Origin of the sequence: Roseateles sp. (assembly GCF_047654785.1) — a bacterium.
Taxonomy (GTDB): Bacteria; Pseudomonadota; Gammaproteobacteria; order Burkholderiales; family Burkholderiaceae_C; genus Pelomonas.
In genome coordinates this window covers 285,496-301,029 of sequence record NZ_JASGKQ010000002.1, presented here as the reverse complement: position 1 = coordinate 301,029, position 15,534 = coordinate 285,496, and the positions used below count along the sequence as shown (strand labels likewise).

General features: G+C 70.9%; 13 protein-coding genes. 5 read left to right on the top strand and 8 right to left on the bottom strand.

What is annotated here, in order from left to right:
- The first annotated feature begins 185 nt into the window (after positions 1-185).
- The 4 genes from QM788_RS06035 to QM788_RS06020 all read left to right on the top strand — a co-directional run bounded on the left by QM788_RS06035 (position 186) and on the right by QM788_RS06020 (position 6,530).
- A complete protein-coding gene (locus QM788_RS06035) occupies positions 186-3,158 on the top strand; it encodes a TonB-dependent receptor (RefSeq protein WP_415660577.1) in 2,973 nt (990 codons plus the stop codon).
- A gap of 158 nt (positions 3,159-3,316) precedes the next feature.
- Positions 3,317-4,006 (top strand): SapC family protein, encoded by a 690-nt coding sequence (locus QM788_RS06030; protein ID WP_415660576.1) that lies wholly within the window; start codon positions 3,317-3,319, stop codon positions 4,004-4,006.
- A gap of 2 nt (positions 4,007-4,008) precedes the next feature.
- The gene (locus QM788_RS06025) at positions 4,009-5,022 is read left to right on the top strand and encodes a cupin-like domain-containing protein (RefSeq protein ID WP_415660575.1); all 1,014 of its coding nucleotides are present in this window, start codon (positions 4,009-4,011) and stop codon (positions 5,020-5,022) included.
- Positions 5,019-6,530 (top strand): tryptophan halogenase family protein, encoded by a 1,512-nt coding sequence (locus QM788_RS06020; protein WP_415660574.1) that lies wholly within the window; start codon positions 5,019-5,021, stop codon positions 6,528-6,530. The genes QM788_RS06025 and QM788_RS06020 overlap by 4 nt, the downstream gene beginning before the upstream one ends.
- A gap of 19 nt (positions 6,531-6,549) precedes the next feature.
- On the opposite strand, the gene QM788_RS06015 is transcribed toward QM788_RS06020, so the two are convergent.
- Positions 6,550-7,440, bottom strand: coding sequence for a ParB/RepB/Spo0J family partition protein (locus QM788_RS06015; RefSeq protein WP_415660573.1), 891 nt, complete (start codon positions 7,438-7,440; stop codon positions 6,550-6,552).
- Positions 7,441-7,445: 5 nt separating this feature from the next.
- Positions 7,446-7,985: an RBBP9/YdeN family alpha/beta hydrolase gene (locus tag QM788_RS06010; RefSeq protein WP_415660572.1), complete on the bottom strand. Its 540-nt coding sequence runs from the start codon at positions 7,983-7,985 to the stop codon at positions 7,446-7,448.
- Positions 7,986-8,032: 47 nt separating this feature from the next.
- Here QM788_RS06010 and argC point away from each other — a divergent pair, with 47 nt between their 5' ends.
- Positions 8,033-8,980: an N-acetyl-gamma-glutamyl-phosphate reductase gene (argC, locus tag QM788_RS06005; protein ID WP_415660571.1), complete on the top strand. Its 948-nt coding sequence runs from the start codon at positions 8,033-8,035 to the stop codon at positions 8,978-8,980.
- Positions 8,981-8,999: 19 nt separating this feature from the next.
- Here the strand turns inward: argC and QM788_RS06000 are convergent, their stop codons facing one another.
- The 6 genes from QM788_RS06000 to mnmG all read right to left on the bottom strand — a co-directional run bounded on the left by QM788_RS06000 (position 9,000) and on the right by mnmG (position 15,456).
- On the bottom strand, positions 9,000-10,523 hold the full coding sequence (locus tag QM788_RS06000; RefSeq protein ID WP_415660570.1) for a catalase: 1,524 nt from the start codon (positions 10,521-10,523) through the stop codon (positions 9,000-9,002).
- A 143-nt stretch (positions 10,524-10,666) separates the two neighbouring features.
- Positions 10,667-11,413 carry a GNAT family N-acetyltransferase gene (locus QM788_RS05995; RefSeq protein ID WP_415660569.1) on the bottom strand — a complete coding sequence of 249 codons (747 nt, stop codon included), beginning with the start codon at positions 11,411-11,413 and terminating at the stop codon, positions 10,667-10,669.
- Between the two features lie 5 nt (positions 11,414-11,418).
- The gene (locus QM788_RS05990) at positions 11,419-12,195 is read right to left on the bottom strand and encodes a ParA family protein (RefSeq protein WP_415660568.1); all 777 of its coding nucleotides are present in this window, start codon (positions 12,193-12,195) and stop codon (positions 11,419-11,421) included.
- Between the two features lie 12 nt (positions 12,196-12,207).
- Entirely contained in the window at positions 12,208-12,822 is a 615-nt protein-coding gene (locus tag QM788_RS05985; protein WP_415660567.1) for a LysE family translocator, read from the bottom strand.
- Positions 12,823-12,853: 31 nt separating this feature from the next.
- On the bottom strand, positions 12,854-13,480 hold the full coding sequence (gene rsmG / locus QM788_RS05980) for a 16S rRNA (guanine(527)-N(7))-methyltransferase RsmG (RefSeq protein WP_415660566.1): 627 nt from the start codon (positions 13,478-13,480) through the stop codon (positions 12,854-12,856).
- On the bottom strand, positions 13,477-15,456 hold the full coding sequence (gene mnmG, locus QM788_RS05975; protein ID WP_415660565.1) for a tRNA uridine-5-carboxymethylaminomethyl(34) synthesis enzyme MnmG: 1,980 nt from the start codon (positions 15,454-15,456) through the stop codon (positions 13,477-13,479). The genes rsmG and mnmG overlap by 4 nt, the downstream gene beginning before the upstream one ends.
- Positions 15,457-15,534 lie beyond the last annotated feature (78 nt).

The following is a 15,534-nucleotide window of genomic DNA, read 5'->3' as shown; positions in this document are numbered from 1 at the left end:
GGCGCCCAGCCCAGCCAAGGCACAACCAAAGAAGCAGGCGCCTGTCGCGCCCCAGCCAAAACCTAGGGTGTTGCCTAGTTTGAAAGCGCTTTCTGGTGCGCGATGCTGCGCGCAGTTGAAAGCGCTTTCAGCGATTTCGGCGCAAGGATTCCACAAAGACGACATCCACCCCAGGAGACAAGCCCATGACAAACCGCCCCCGCCTCAACGCCCTGGCCAGCGCTGTCGGCCTGCTGGCCGTCGGCCTGAGCAGCGCCCAGGCGCAGCAAGCCGCGGCCCCCCAGGCCGAACCGCAGCAGCTGGAGACGGTCATCGTCACCGGCATCCGAAAAAGCCTGGACAGCTCGCTCGACATGAAGCGCAAGGCGCAGGGCGTGGTGGACGGCATCGTGGCCGAGGACATCGGCAAGTTCCCCGACTCCAACCTGGCCGAGTCGATGCAGCGCATCGCCGGCGTGTCCATCGACCGCACGGCCAACGGCGAGGGCTCCAAGGTGACGGTGCGCGGCGTCGGCCCCGACTTCAACCTCGTGCTGCTCAACGGCCGGCAGATGCCGGCGTCCAGCATCGGCGACACCTACGCCTCGAACTCGCGCGCCTTCGACTTCGCCAACCTGGCCTCGGAGTCCATCGCCGCGCTGGAGGTCTACAAGACCAGCCGCGCCGAAACCCCCACCGGCGGCATCGGCGCGACGATCAACATCAAGACGGCCCGCCCGCTGGAGGCCGGCAAGCAGATCGCCAGCTTCGGCATGAAGCTGGTCAGCGACCAGTCCAACAAGCGCCTGCCCGACCCGACCAAGGGCTCGCAGCTCACGCCCGAGGTCTCGGGCATCTACAGCGACGTGTTCGCCGACGGCACCTTCGGCATCGCGCTGTCGGCCAGCCACCAGAAGCGCAACTCCGGCTTCAACCAGGTGGGCGTGAACGCCGGCTGGCACAACAACACGGGCGGCTCCGGCCAGGTGTCGCAGGCCCTGCAGGACGCCAGCGGCATCCAGCAGGGCGACCTCTACGTCGTGCCGCAGGAGCTGCGCTACAGCCTCAACGGCCTGCAGCGCACCCGCACCAACGGCCAGCTGGTGCTGCAGTACCGCCCGGTCAAGGACCTGACCGCGACGCTGGACGCGACCTACTCCGAGCTGAAGATCCACACCCGGCGCAACGAACTGTCGGCCTGGTTCAACACCAGCCCCACGTCGGGCACCTGGGAAAACGACGGCAGCGGCGTCTTCGCGCCCAGCACCTACGGCGAGACCTACGGCAACCCGGCCGACGTGGCGATGGCCGGCGGCGTCTTCGGCACCAAGGCCAGGAACCAGGCCACCGGCTTCAACCTGGCCTGGCAGGCGAGCAAGGACCTGAAGCTGGAGTTCGACGCCCACCACGCCACCGCCACCACCGGCGCGGACAGCCCCTACGGCAGCAACGCGACCATCGGCGTGTCCATGTACAACCGCGCCAACATCACGGCCGACTTCCGGCACGGCTTCCCGGTGCTGGGCATCGGCATCGCCGGCAACCCGGGCGACGGCCCGGCGCTGACCCAGGTGACGGGCTCGTCGTTCCGCAACAGCTACATGCGCAACGCGATCGACCAGGCGCAGTTCAAGGGCAAGTTCAACCTGTCGGAGTCGTCGGAGCTGGACTTCGGCGTCAGCCTCAGCAAGGTCAAGAACCGCACCGCCTTCGCCAACGTGCAGCAGGACAACTGGGGCGGCTACGGCAAGACCAGCGACTACGACGACGGCCTGTGGCAGGCGGCCAGCCTGCGGCCCTACTTCGCGCGGTCGCTGAGCGCCAGCGGGGCCGACGGCGCCGCGCTGTTCAACGACTTCTACCTGTGGGACTTCGACGCCGTCCGCAAGGCCGCCATCGCGGTCAACGGCGACACGGCCACCTTCTCGCCCTCGTCCAACTTCACCGACGACCGCCGCACGCAGGAAACCTCGCGCAGCGCCTACGTGCAGTACCAGACCGACTGGGAGAGCTGGGGCATTCCGATGAACGCCTCGGCGGGCCTGCGCTACGAAAGCACCAAGGTGCGCTCGCAGGCGCTGGTGCCCGTGGTCACCGGGCTGGAGTGGAAGTCGGAGAACGAGTTCGCGATCATCCGCGGCGACGCCGCCTTCCTGGCCGGCACCGGCAAGTACAGCTATGTGCTGCCCAGCATCGACTGGTCGGCCGACCTGACCAGCCAGCTCAAGGTGCGCGCCAGCTACGGCGAAACCATCGGCCGCCCCGGCTGGGGCGACATCCAGAGCGGCACGACGCTGAACGACTTCCGTGTCGGCGGCGGCACCGGCAGCTCCGGCAACCCGAACCTGAAGCCGCTGAAGTCCAAGAACATCGACTTCTCGGCCGAGTACTACTACGCCAAGGGCAGCTACGCCGCGCTGGGCCTGTTCCGCAAGAACATCAGCAACTTCATCGGCACCAACGGCGTGCAGACCTCGCCGTTCAACCTGACCACGCCGGTCGGCGGCGCGCTCTACAACCAGGCGCTGGCGGCCACGGGCGGCAACTGCGGCACGGCCGACCGGGTCTGCATCCGCAACTACATCCTGCACACCTACGACGGCACCAACGGCGTGGTCTGGACCGGCGACGACGTGAAGGGCGCCAACGGCACCATCGCCGGCCAGCCGGGCGACCCGGCCGCGGTGTTCACCGTGAGCACGCCCGTCAACGCCCGCAAGGACCACATCAACGGCGTCGAGCTGAACGTGCAGCACGCCTTCGGCAACAGCGGCTTCGGCATGTCGGCCAACTACACCTGGGTGCGCTCGGGCCTGAAGTACCAGAACGCCAGCCTGGCCCAGCAGTACGCGCTGCTCGGCCTGAGCAACTCGGCCAACGCCGTGGGCTTCTACGAGGACGACAGCTTCAGCGTGCGCCTGGCCTACAACTGGCGCGATGCCTTCCTGAGCGGCACCAACAGCGACATCTGGGGCAGCGCCGGCCCGTCCTACACGGCCGCCTACGGCCAGTGGGACCTGAGCGCGGGCTACAAGTTCAACCGGAACCTGAGCGTCCAGGTCGAGGCCATCAACATGAACGACGGCACCCAGCGCGTCTACGGCCGCAACAAGCAGCAGACGCAGTACTACACCCAGACCGGCCGCCGCTTCATGATCGGCGCGCGCTACACGTTCTGAGCCTTTCCTCGTGGCCTGAGCGCTCCTGTGGGGCGGGCTCTGTCCGGCCCGTCCCGAGGGCGCACGAGCGAACCCGGGGCAACCCGGTGTTTTCTTGCAAGGTCGTGGGCGGCGCCGGCTGCTAAGGTCGGCGCCGCCCCCTTTTTTGCTTTCCCGCCATGCGCCCGACCCTGCTCGACAACGTCAGCCACCAGCACCTGCGGCTGCAGACCCGCCTGGACCCGGCCTGGGGCGACGCCGTGACCGCCGTGCCCACGGTGCCCGGGGAATTCCGGCTGCTGCAGGCGCACTTCCCCGTCGTCTTCCAGCCCGCGCCGCAGGGCGGGGGCTTCCAGCCCGTCGCGCTGCTGGGCGTGGGCGAGCGCAACCACTTCGCCACGCCCCAGGGCTGGGCCGCCCACCACCTGCCCTGGGCGCTGGAGCGCCAGCCGCTGCTGGCCGGCCGCGACGGCGACGGCTGGGTGGTCCACATCGACGCGGACAGCCCGCGCCTGAGCACCACCGAGGGCGAGCCGCTGTTCCTGCCGCAGGGCGGCCAGTCGCCGCTGCTGGCGCGCCGCGTGGCCGTGCTGCAGGCGCTGCACGAGGGCATGCAGGCGCTGCCCGGCTTCATCGCCGCGCTGCAGGCGCACGAGCTGCTGGAGCCGATGAGCCTGAGCTACGAGCGTGCCGACGGCGGCACGCACCGCATCGGCGGCTTCAGCGTGCTCCACGAGGAGCGGCTGGCGGCGCTGCCCGGCGCGGCCGTGGCGGCGCTGCACGAGGCAGGCCACTGGCTGCCGATGGCGATGGCCGTCGCGTCGCTGGCGCACTTCCCCGACCTGATCGACCGCGAACGCCGCGCCTGAGCATGCTGCGCGAAGTCCCGGTGCCCACCCCCGGCCAGGTGCCGCCCGAGGCGCTGGCGCTGGACGCGCCCTGCGTGCTGCGCGGCCTGGTGGCGCACTGGCCCGTGGTGCGGGCGGCGCGCGACGAGGGCGCCGGGGCCGCTGCCGCCGTGCTGCGCGCGCACTGGCGCGACGCCAGCGTGGGCGTCTACGAGATGGCGCCCGAGACGCGCGGCCGCATCGCCTACGACGCCGCGTTCACCGGCTTCAACTTCACGCCGCGCCTGATGCCCTTCGGCGCGCTGCTCGACCAGCTGCTCGCCTGGCAGCACGAGCCGGCGCCGCCGACGCTCTACATGGGCTCGACGACGCTGGACACCTGCCTGCCCGGCCTGCGCGATACCCACACGCTGGCCGTGCCCGCCGGCTTCGCCGACGGCGAGGAGCCGCTCGTGAGCCTGTGGCTGGGCAACCGCGTGCGCGTGCCCGCGCACCAGGACTGGCCGGCCAACCTCGCCTGCTGCGCCAGCGGCCGGCGGCGCTTCACGCTCTACCCGCCCGACGCGGTGGGCGACCTCTACGTCGGCCCGCTGGAGTTCACGCCCGCGGGCCAGCCCGTCAGCCTGGTGGACGCCGACGCGCCCGACCTCGCGCGCCACCCGCGCTTCGCCGCCGCGCAGGCGCGCGCGCAGGTGGTGGAGCTGGCGCCGGGCGACGCCCTCGTCATCCCCAGCCAGTGGTGGCACCAGGTCGAGTCGCTGGCGCCGCTGAGCGCCCTCGTCAACTACTGGTGGCGGCGCGCGCCCGAATGGCGCGACTCGCCGGTCGCGGCGCTGTGGCTGGCCATGGCCACCGTGCGCGACCTGCCGCCCGCCGAGCGCGCCGCCTGGCGCGCGCTGTTCGACCACTACGTGTTCGATGCCGACGACACCACCGCCGGCCACATCCCGCCCCATGCGCGCGGCCTGCTCGCGCCGCTGGACGCCACCGGCATGCGCCGTTTGCGCGCGCTGCTGCTGAAGAAGCTGAACCGATGAACCCCTCCGCTGAACCCCTGCCACCCGTGCGCCGCGTCGTCATCGCCGGCGGCGGCACCGCCGGCTGGATGACGGCCGCGCTGCTGGGCAAGCTGCTCGGCAAGCGCCTGGCGCTGCAGCTCGTCGAGTCCGACGAGATCGGCACCGTCGGCGTCGGCGAGGCGACCATCCCGTCGATGCGGCTGTTCCACGAGCTGCTGGGCCTGGACGAGGCCGAGTTCATGGCCGCGACGCAGGCCGTCTTCAAGCTCGGCATCCGCTTCGACGGCTGGAAGCGGCCGGGCGAGCAGTACTTCCACGGCTTCGGCACGACCGGGCGCGACCACTGGAGCGCGGGCTTCCAGCACTTCTGGCTCAAGGGCATGGCGCGCGGCCTGGCCCAGCCCTACGGCGCCTACAGCCCGGAGACGACGGCCGCGCTGCAGAACCGCTTCGCGCACCTGCCGGACGGCGCGCTGAACTACGCCTACCACCTCGACGCGACCCGCTACGCGCGCTACCTGCGCGGGCTGGCCGAGGGCTGGGGCGTGCAGCGCATCGAGGGCAAGATCGCCGCCGTCCACCGCGGCGGCGAGGGCGGCCCCATCACCGCGCTGCAGCTGGAGAACGGCGCGCGCATCGAGGGCGACCTGTTCGTGGACTGCACGGGCTTCCGCGCGCTGCTGCTGGGCGAGACGCTGGGCGTGGGCTACGAGGACTGGAGCCACTGGCTGCCCTGCGACCGCGCGGTGGCCGTGCAGACCCGCTCGGTGCGCGAGGCCAGCCCCTATGTCGACGTCACCGCGCACCCGTTCGGCTGGCAGTGGCGCATCCCGCTGCAGCACCGCGTCGGCAACGGGTTGGTCTACAGCAGCCGCGAGATGAGCGACGCCGACGCGCCCGAGGTGCTGGCGCGCCACGTCGAGGGCGAGCTGCTGGCCGCGCCGCGCGTGCTGCGCTTCCGGCCGGGCCGGCGCGAGAAGGCCTGGGTCGGCAACTGCGTCGCCATCGGCCTGTCCAGCGGCTTCCTGGAGCCGCTGGAGTCGACCAGCATCTACCTGATCCAGCGCGCGGCCATCCGGCTGGCGCAGATGTTCCCGGCCGGCGGCGTGCGGCCGGTGGACGCGGACGAGTTCAACCGCCAGATGGGCGCCGACGTCGAGCATGTGCGCGACTTCATCATCCTGCACTACCACGTGACCCAGCGCGACGACTCCGCGCTGTGGCGCAATGCGCGGGCGATGGCGGTGCCCGAGACGCTGCGCCGCCGCATCCAGCTGTTCGCCGAGACGGGCCGGGTGTTCCGCCCGCTGGACGAGCTGTTCGCCGAGAACTCCTGGGTGCAGGTGATGATGGGCCAGGGCCTGACGCCCGCCGCCCACCACCCGGCGGCCGACCTGATGGGCGACGCCGAGCTGGGCCAGTTCCTCGCCCGCCTGCAGCAGCAGGTGGCGCAGCAGGTGGCGCGGCTGCCGGCGCACCAGGGCTATGTGGAGCGGCTGTGCGCGCCGCACCGGCCGCCGGGCTGAGAACGGGTTCCGGGCCGCGTCAGCGCAGCTTGTCGAGCAGGCCCGAGAGGGCGTCCAGCGAGTCGAAGTGGATGGCCAGCTCGCCGCTCTGGCCGCCGCGCTTGGTGTGCTTCTTCACGCGCACCTCGACGGTGGCGCCGAGCGCGTCGGCCAGTTCCTCTTCGAGCCGCAGCACGTCGCGGCTCTTGTCGCCCTTCACGCGCAGCAGCGGCGCCTGGCGCGCGGCGCCCTGGGCCTTGGCGACCAGCTTCTCGGCCTCGCGCACGCTGAGCTTCTTCGCGGCGATCTCGCTGGCCGTCGTGATCTGCGACGCGCCGTCCAGCGGCAGCAGCGCGCGCGCATGGCCCATGTCGAGGTCGCCGGCCATCAGCATGTTCTGCACCGGCGTGGCCAGGTTCAGCAGGCGCAGCAGGTTGCTGGCGGCGCTGCGCGAGCGGCCCACGGCCTGCGCGGCCTGCTCGTGCGTCAGGCCGAACTCGTCGGTCAATCGCTTCAGGCCCTGCGCCTCTTCGAGCGGGTTCAGGTCTTCGCGCTGGATGTTCTCGATCAGCGCCATCGCGGCGGCCGATTCGTCCGGCACCGCCTTCACCAGCACCGGCACCTCGCGCAGGCCGGCGAGCTTGGCGGCGCGGAAGCGGCGTTCGCCGGCGATGATTTCATAGCGGCCCGGCTCGCCCAGCGGGCGAACAAGGATGGGTTGCATGATGCCCTGGCTCTTGATGGATTCGGCCAGCTCGTACAGCGAGCCCTCGTCCATGCGGGTGCGCGGCTGGTACTTGCCGGTCTGCATCTGTTCGAGCTTCAGCGTGCCGGGCGCGCCGTCGCGCTCGGGGGCCGGGGTGTCGCTGACTTTGGGGCCGAGCAGGGCTTCGAGGCCGAGGCCGAGGCCCTTGGGTTTTTTGGTCGCCATAGCGCTCAATTGTCTTTCAGGCCGTGCAGCAGCGCCCGGCCCTCGGGCCAGTCGCCCAGGCCGGACTCGGCGTTCAGGTGCCCGCGCGGCCCGGCCATGACGACGCGGCTGCCCCAGTCCGCCGCCATCTGCGCGCTGCGCTCGGCGGCGCCGTAGGGGTCGTCGCTGCTGATGACGGCGATGCTGGCGAAGGGCAGGCGGCCGCGGCGGATGGGGCGCCAGTTGTGCAGTTGCGGTGGCGCGTCGTCGCGCTCGGTGTCGGGCGGCGCGACGAGCAGCGCGCCCTGCACGCGCGCCGTGTGCCGCGAGTGTTCGGCCCAGCTGGCGACCAGCTGGCAGCCCAGCGAATGCGCGACCAGCAGGGCCGGCCGGTCGTCCTGCAGCAGCACCTCGTCCAGCCGCGCCATCCAGTCGCCGCGCCGGGGCCAGTGCCAGTCGTGCTGCTCGACGCGCTCGTCACCGTGCAGCCGCTCCCAGCGGCTCTGCCAGTGGTCGGGGCCGGAGTTCTGCCAGCCGGGGAGAAGCAGGATGCGGGATGGATTCATGGTTTGCCCTTAAGCTGCGCGGCTGGATTTTCAGCGGAGCAGCGAGCATGGCGTTCAAGGTATTTGTCGATGGGCAAGAGGGCACGACGGGCCTGCGGATTCACGAGTACCTCGCGGCCCGCGCCGATGTCGAGGTGCTGAAGATCGACGCCGACAAGCGCAAGGACCCGGCCGAGCGCGCGCGCCTGCTGAACGCGGCCGACGTGGCCTTTCTGTGCCTGCCCGACACGGCCTCGCGCGAGGCCGCGTTCATGGTCAACAACCCCCGCACCTGCCTGATCGATGCGAGCACCGCGCACCGCACGGCGCCGGGCTGGGTGTTCGGCCTGCCGGAGCTGGCCCGGGGCCAGCGCGGCGCCATCCAGGCCGGCAAGCGCATCGCCAACCCGGGCTGCCATGCCAGCGCCTTCATCCTGGCCGTGCGCCCGCTGGTGGACGCCGGGCTGCTGCCGCGTGACGCGGCGGTCAGCGCCACGTCCATCACCGGCTATTCGGGCGGCGGCAAGGCCATGATCGCCGAGTACCAGCAGCAGCCGTTGCCGGCCCACCTGGCCGCGCCGCGCCCCTATGGCCTGGGCCTGAGGCACAAGCACCTGCCGGAGATGATGGCCCACACCGGCCTGGCGCTGCCGCCGGTGTTCATGCCGGTGGTGGCGAGCTTCTACAAGGGCCTGGCGGTCAGCGTGCCGCTGCACCTGAGCCAGTTCAGCGCCGGCACGACGCCGGAGCAGGTCCATGCGGCGCTGGCCGCGCACTACGACGGCGAGCGCTTCATCCGCGTGATGCCGCTGCGCGACGCGGCGACGCTGGAGGCCGGCTTCTTCGACGTGCAGGCCTGCAACGACACCAACCGCGTCGATCTCTTCGTGTTCGCGTCCGACACCCAGGTGCTGCTGCTGAGCCGGCTGGACAACCTCGGCAAGGGCGCCAGCGGCGCGGCGGTGCAGGCGATGAACGTTCACCTGGGCCTGGACGAGGCGCTGGGGCTGGCCTGAGCCGCCCCAGGCCCGTCGGTCAGGCGGGCAGCGGCACCAGCGGGCTGCCGTTCATCGGGTCTTTTTTCTTGGATGCCAGCGCCTTGGCCAGGTCCAGCCCGAGCGCCTTGGCCACGCCCGCGCCATAGGCCGGGTCGGCCGCGTGGCAGTTGCGGATGTGGCGGAACTTGACGAACTCCGGCGCGTCGCCCATCGCGCGGCCGGTGTTGTCGAACAGCGCCTGCTGCTGCGCCGGCGTCATCAGCTGGAAGAGCTTGCGCGGCTGCTCGAAGTAGCGGCTGTCGTCCTCGTGGAAGCTCCAGTGCTTCGCGTCGCCGCTCAGGCGCAGCGGCGGCTCGGTGGCCTGGGGCTGGGCCTGCCACTGGCCGAAGCTGTTGGGCTCGTAGTGCGGCAGGCCGCCGTAGTTGCCATCGACGCGGCCCTGGCCGTCGCGGTGGTTGCTGTGCACCGGGCAGCGCGCGGCGTTGACCGGGATCTGGTGGTGGTTCACGCCCAGGCGGTAGCGCTGCGCGTCGGCGTAGTTGAAGAGCCGGGCCTGCAGCATGCGGTCGGGGCTGACGCCGATGCCGGGCACGAGGTTGCTCGGCGAGAAGGCGCTCTGTTCCACGTCGGCGAAGAAGTTCTCGGGGTTGCGGTTCAGCTCGAACTCGCCGACCTCGATCAGCGGGTAGTCGGCGTGCGGCCAGACCTTGGTCAGGTCGAAGGGGTGGTAGGGCACCTTCTCGGCGTCCAGCTCGGGCATGACCTGCACGTACATCGTCCACTTCGGGAAGTCGCCGCGCGCGATGGCGTCGAACAGGTCGCGCTGGTGGCTTTCGCGGTCCTTGCCGACCAGGGCCTCGGCCTCGGCGTCGGTCAGGTTCTTGATGCCCTGCTGGGTGCGGAAGTGGAACTTGACCCAGAAGCGCTCGCCCGCGTCGTTCCAGAAACTGTAGGTGTGCGAGCCGAAGCCGTGCATGTGGCGGTAGCTGGCGGGGATGCCGCGGTCGCTCATGACGATGGTGACCTGGTGCAGGGCCTCGGGGATCAGCGTCCAGTAGTCCCAGTTGCTGCCGGCGCTGCGCAGGTTGGTGCGCGGGTCGCGCTTGACGGCCTTGTTCAGGTCGGGGAACTGGCGCGGGTCGCGGATGAAGAACACGGGGGTGTTGTTGCCCACCATGTCCCAGTTGCCCTCCTCGGTATAGAACTTCAGCGCGAAGCCGCGGATGTCGCGCTCGGCGTCCGCCGCGCCGCGCTCGCCGGCCACGGTGGTGAAGCGGGCGAACATCTCGGTCTGCTTGCCGACCTGGCTGAAGATCCTGGCGCGGGTGTATTTCGTGATGTCCTTCGTCACCGTGAAGGTGCCGAAGGCGCCCGAGCCCTTGGCGTGCATGCGCCGCTCGGGGATGACCTCGCGCACGAAGTTGGCAAGCTTCTCGTTGAGCCACACGTCCTGCGCCAGCAGCGGGCCACGCGGGCCGGCGGTGAGGCTGTCGCGGTTGGTGGAGACGGGCGCACCGAAGTCGGTGGTCAGGTGCGTCACGGGGCAGGTGGGCTTGGTCATGGCAGTCTCCTGGGAGGGCTTGGAGCACGCATCCTAAGGAGGGACGGCCCGGCTGCCTATTTGATTCGGCGCAAGTTGACCATTGCCTGAAGCTATTGACTCATGCTGAGTTCATAGTGCAAGTCGATGCCGGCGGCGCAACGTCACGCCAGCTCGGCCTCGGGGCTGCGGTAGTGGTAGCGGTAGGCGAACACGAAGCCCAGGCGCCGGTACAGGCGCTGCGCCGCGTCGTTGCCGCTGCCGACCTGCAGGTAGGCCTGGCGCGCGCCCTGGGCGTGGGCGAGGGCCAGCAGCGCGCGGCACAGCCGCTCGCCGTGGCCCTGGCGCGGGACGGCCGAGGCGATGTCGTACAGGCCCACGAGGCCGGCCGCGACGACGATCTGCCCGCAGGCCAGCAGCCGGCCGCCGGCGTCGTTCAGCGCGAAGCCCTGGTAGGCGGCCGGGGCGCTGGCGAGGCGTTCCGCGTGCGCGGCGACGGCCGCCGCCGACGAGCCGCGCAGCGCGCCGACCCGCGCGGCGTAGGCGGCCGCCGCCAGCGGCTGCAGCGCGGCCGGCGCGGGGTCGGGGTGGAGGCGGGGCAGCACCAGCACGTCGGCCGGGTCGAAGGCGCCCCAGCCCTTGGCCGCCAGCCGCTGGTCCAGGTCGGCGGGCTGGCTCCAGGGCGTGATGCGCACGGCCAGCGGCAAGCCGGCGGCGGCGTAGGCGCGCTGGCAGCGGGCGAGCAGCTCGTCCAGCGGCAGCGTGCCCTGGCGCAGCGCGTTGATGCAGCGCGAGCGCTTGGCCTTGCCGGGCGACAGGCGCAGCAGCCAGCCGTCGATGGCGGCTTCCTGGGGCGGCGCGCTGGCGTCCAGGCCGGCGAGTTCGGCGCGCAGGGGGAGGGTGTCCGGCATGGGGATCAGCGCATCGTCGCGATGCGCTGCACCATTTCCTTGGCGAAGTCCACGAAGGCCACCGCGCCCTTGGCGCCGGGGTCGAACACGACGCCCGGCAGGCCGTAGCTGGGCGCCTCGGCCAGCCGCACATTGCGCGGGATGACGGTGTTGAACACCTTGTCGCCGAAGTGCGCCTTCAGCTGCTCGCTGACCTGCTGCTGCAGCGTGATGCGCGGATCGAACATGACGCGCAGCAGGCCGATGATCTGCAGCTCGGGGTTCAGGTTGGCGTGGATCTGCTTGATGGTGTTGACCAGGTCGGTCAGCCCCTCCAGCGCGAAGTACTCGCACTGCATCGGCACGATGACGCCGTGCGCGCTGCACAGGCCGTTGAGCGTCAGCATCGACAGCGAGGGCGGGCAGTCGATCAGCACGAAGTCGTAGTCCCGCGCGGCGTCGGCCAGCGCCGCCTTCAGCCGGGCCTCGCGGCGCTCCAGCTCGACCAGCTCCACCTCGGCGCCGGCCAGTTCGCGGTTGGCGCCCAGCACGTCGTAGCCGGCCTTGTCGCTGCGGATGCGGGCCTCGGCGATGGAGGCAGACTCCAGCAGCACGTCGTAGACCGTCGTCTCCAGCGTGCGCTTGTCGATGCCGGAGCCCATCGTCGCGTTGCCCTGCGGGTCCAGGTCGACGACGAGCACGCGCTGGCCGATCTGCGCCAGCCCGGCGGCGAGGTTGACGGTGGTGGTGGTCTTGCCGACGCCGCCCTTCTGGTTGGCGATGCAGAAAATCTTCGCAGTCATCTTCTACCGGGGCTAGCGGGACAGGGCCAGTCGGATGCCGAACCCGAGCAGGCAGACGCCGGCCACGCGGTTCAGCGCTTGCGCGATCCAGGGGCGGGCGCGCAGTTGGGCGGCCAGCAGGTGGGTCAGCAGCACGGCCACGAGGCCGTAGGCAAAAGTGAGCGCGGCGATGGTGGCGGCCATCGCGGCAAAGGTGGTGGCACCCTGGTGCCGCGCCGGGTCGACGAACAGCGGGAAGAAGGCCATGTAGAACACGATGGCCTTGGGGTTGAGCAGCGTGATCAGCGCTGCCTGCCGGAAGTAGTGGCCCGGCCGGATGTCCAGCGCCGGCCCCTGGCCGGGCCGGGCCCTCAGCATGCGCCAGCCCAGCCAGGCGAGATAGGCCGCGCCCGCCCACTGCACCGCATGGAAGGCGGCCGGGTAGGCGGCCAGCAGCGCGGCGACGCCGGCCACGGCCAGCCACAGCAGCACCTGGTCGCCGGCGATGATGCCCAGCGTGGCCGCCAGCCCGCCCGCGATGCCGCCCTTGCCGGTGGAGGTGATCAGCGCCAGGTTGCCGGGGCCGGGGATGGCCAGGAAGAGCACGATGGCGGCGACGAAGGCGCCATAGTCAGCTACGCCGAACATGGGGTGGGCGACAGAGGGAGGGGCGGCCAGTTTAAGCGAGGCGCATCCAGACGAGGCAGCGCTGCGCGTCCAGGCCCGGCACCGCGAGTTGTTCCACGTGAAACACGTCCACGTCGGCCGGCAGCGCGGCGATTTCGTCGGCCGGGTGCTGGCCCTTCATCGCCATCCAGACGGCATCCGGCGCGAGGTGCTGGCGGGTGAGGACGGTGAAGTCGGCCAGCGACGCGAAGGCGCGAGAGGTGATGACGCCGAAGGGTTCGGCCTTCAGCTGTTCCACCCGGCTGTGGAGGCCGTGCAGGTTGGGCAGCTTCAGCTCGGCTGCGACCTGCTGGATGAAGGTGGCCTTCTTGGCGACGGCATCGACGCAGCTCACGTCGGTGCCGGGGCAGCAGACCGCGATGACGACGCCGGGCAGGCCGCCGCCCGCGCCGACGTCCATCAGCCTGGCCGGCGCACCGTGGCGCAGCAGCGGCGCGATGACGGACAGGCTGTCGATCAGGTGGTGGCTCAGCATCTGCGCCGGATCGCGCACGGCGGTCAGGTTGTAGACCTTGTTCCACTTTTGCAGCAGGGCCAGATAGGCGAGCAACTGGGCGATCTGCGAAGGTGAGAGGTCGAGGCCGAGTTGCACGGCCGCCGCTTCGAGCGCGGGCCTCATGCGGCTTCCGCTTCGGTGAAGCCCTTGAACTTGCCCTTTTTCAGATGCACCAGCAGCAGCGAGATCGCGGCCGGCGTGATGCCGGAGATGCGCGAGGCCTGGCCCAGCGTCTCGGGGCGGTGGGCGTTGAGCTTCTGGCGCGCCTCGAAGGAGAGGGCGTGGACGAGGCCGTAGTCCAGGTCTTCCGGCAGCTTCAGGTGCTCGAAGTGCGCGGCGCGGGCCACGTCGTCCACCTGCTTGTCGATGTAGCCGGCGTACTTGATGCTGATCTCGACCTGCTCGGCCACGAGGTCAGCCAGCTCACGGCCCAGGTCGGCGGCCAGTGTTTCACGTGAAACGGCCGCTTCGGGCTTCGCGATGGCGGCCACCTCGGCCACCGTGTCGAAGCCCACGCCCGGCCGGCGCAGCAGGTCGGCGAGGCTGTACTCGCGCTCCAGCGCCTTGCCGACCAGCCGCTCGGCGTCCGCCGCCGGCAGGATGCCGGGGTGGACCCAGGTGCTCTTCAGCTTCTCTGTTTCACGTGAAACCGCGTCGCGCTTGCGGTTGAAGGCGGCCCAGCGCGCGTCATCCACGAGGCCGAGGCGGCGGCCGGTGTCGGTCAGGCGCAGGTCGGCGTTGTCCTCGCGCAGTTGCAGCCGGAACTCGGCGCGGCTCGTGAACATGCGGTAGGGCTCGGTGACGCCCTTGGTGATGAGGTCGTCCACCAGCACGCCCAGATAGGCTTCGTGCCGCTCGGGCGCCCAGGGGGCTTCGCCGCGCACCTGCAGCGCCGCGTTCAGGCCGGCGAACAGGCCCTGGGCGGCGGCTTCCTCGTAGCCGGTCGTGCCGTTGATCTGGCCGGCGAAGAACAGGCCGGCGATGGCCTTGGTCTCGAAGCTGGCCTTGAGCCCGCGCGGGTCGAAATAGTCGTACTCGATGGCGTAGCCGGGGCGCAGGATGTCGGCGTTCTCCAGGCCGGGGATGCTGCGCACGGCGGCAAGCTGCACGTCGAAGGGCAGGGAGGTGGAAATGCCGTTGGGATAGAACTCGTGCGTGGTCAGCCCTTCCGGCTCCAGGAAGATCTGGTGCGAGTCCTTGTCGGCGAAGCGGTTCACCTTGTCCTCGATGCTCGGGCAGTAGCGCGGGCCGACGCCCTCGATGACGCCGGTGAACATCGGGCTGCGGTCGAAGCCGCTGCGGATGATTTCGTGCGTGCGCGCGTTGGTGTGCGTGATCCAGCACGGCAGCTGCTGCGGGTGCATGTTGGCGTGGCCCATGAAGCTGAACACCGGCACCGGCAGGGATGGAGGCGTGCCGTCTGCCGAGGGCACGCCGTCGCCAGGCTGGGCCTCGCACTTCGAGAAGTCGATCGTGCGGCCGTCCAGGCGCGGCGGCGTGCCGGTCTTGAGCCGCCCCTGGGGCAGCTTCAGTTCCTTCAGCCGCGCCGAGAGCGACACGGCCGGCGGGTCGCCCGCGCGGCCGGCGCTGTAGTTCTGCAGCCCGACGTGGATGCGGCCGTCCAGGAAGGTGCCGGCCGTCAGCACGACGGCGCGGGCGCGGAAGGCGATGCCGGCCTGCGTGACCGCGCCGACGACGCGCTCGCCTTCCACGATCAGGTCGTCCACCGCCTGCTGGAACAGCATCAGATTCGGCTGGTTCTCCAGCCGGCGGCGGATCGCGGCCTTGTAGAGGATGCGGTCGGCCTGGGCGCGCGTCGCCCGCACGGCCGGGCCCTTGCTGCCGTTCAGGATGCGGAACTGGATGCCGGCCTCGTCGGTCGCCAGCGCCATCGCGCCGGCCAGGGCATCGACCTCCTTGACGAGATGGCCCTTGCCGATGCCGCCGATGCTGGGGTTGCAGCTCATCTGGCCCAGGGTCTCGATGTTGTGGGTCAGCAGCAGCGTGGCCGCGCCCATGCGTGCGGCGGCCAGCGCCGCCTCGGTGCCGGCATGGCCGCCGCCGACGACGATGACGTCGAATTCCTTGGGGTAGAGCATCTCAGTTTCCATTCCGCATGTCGGGCCAAGCGCCGGGCCGCTCCCGAGGCCGGCCCGCCCCCTCGGGGGATCGGCCCA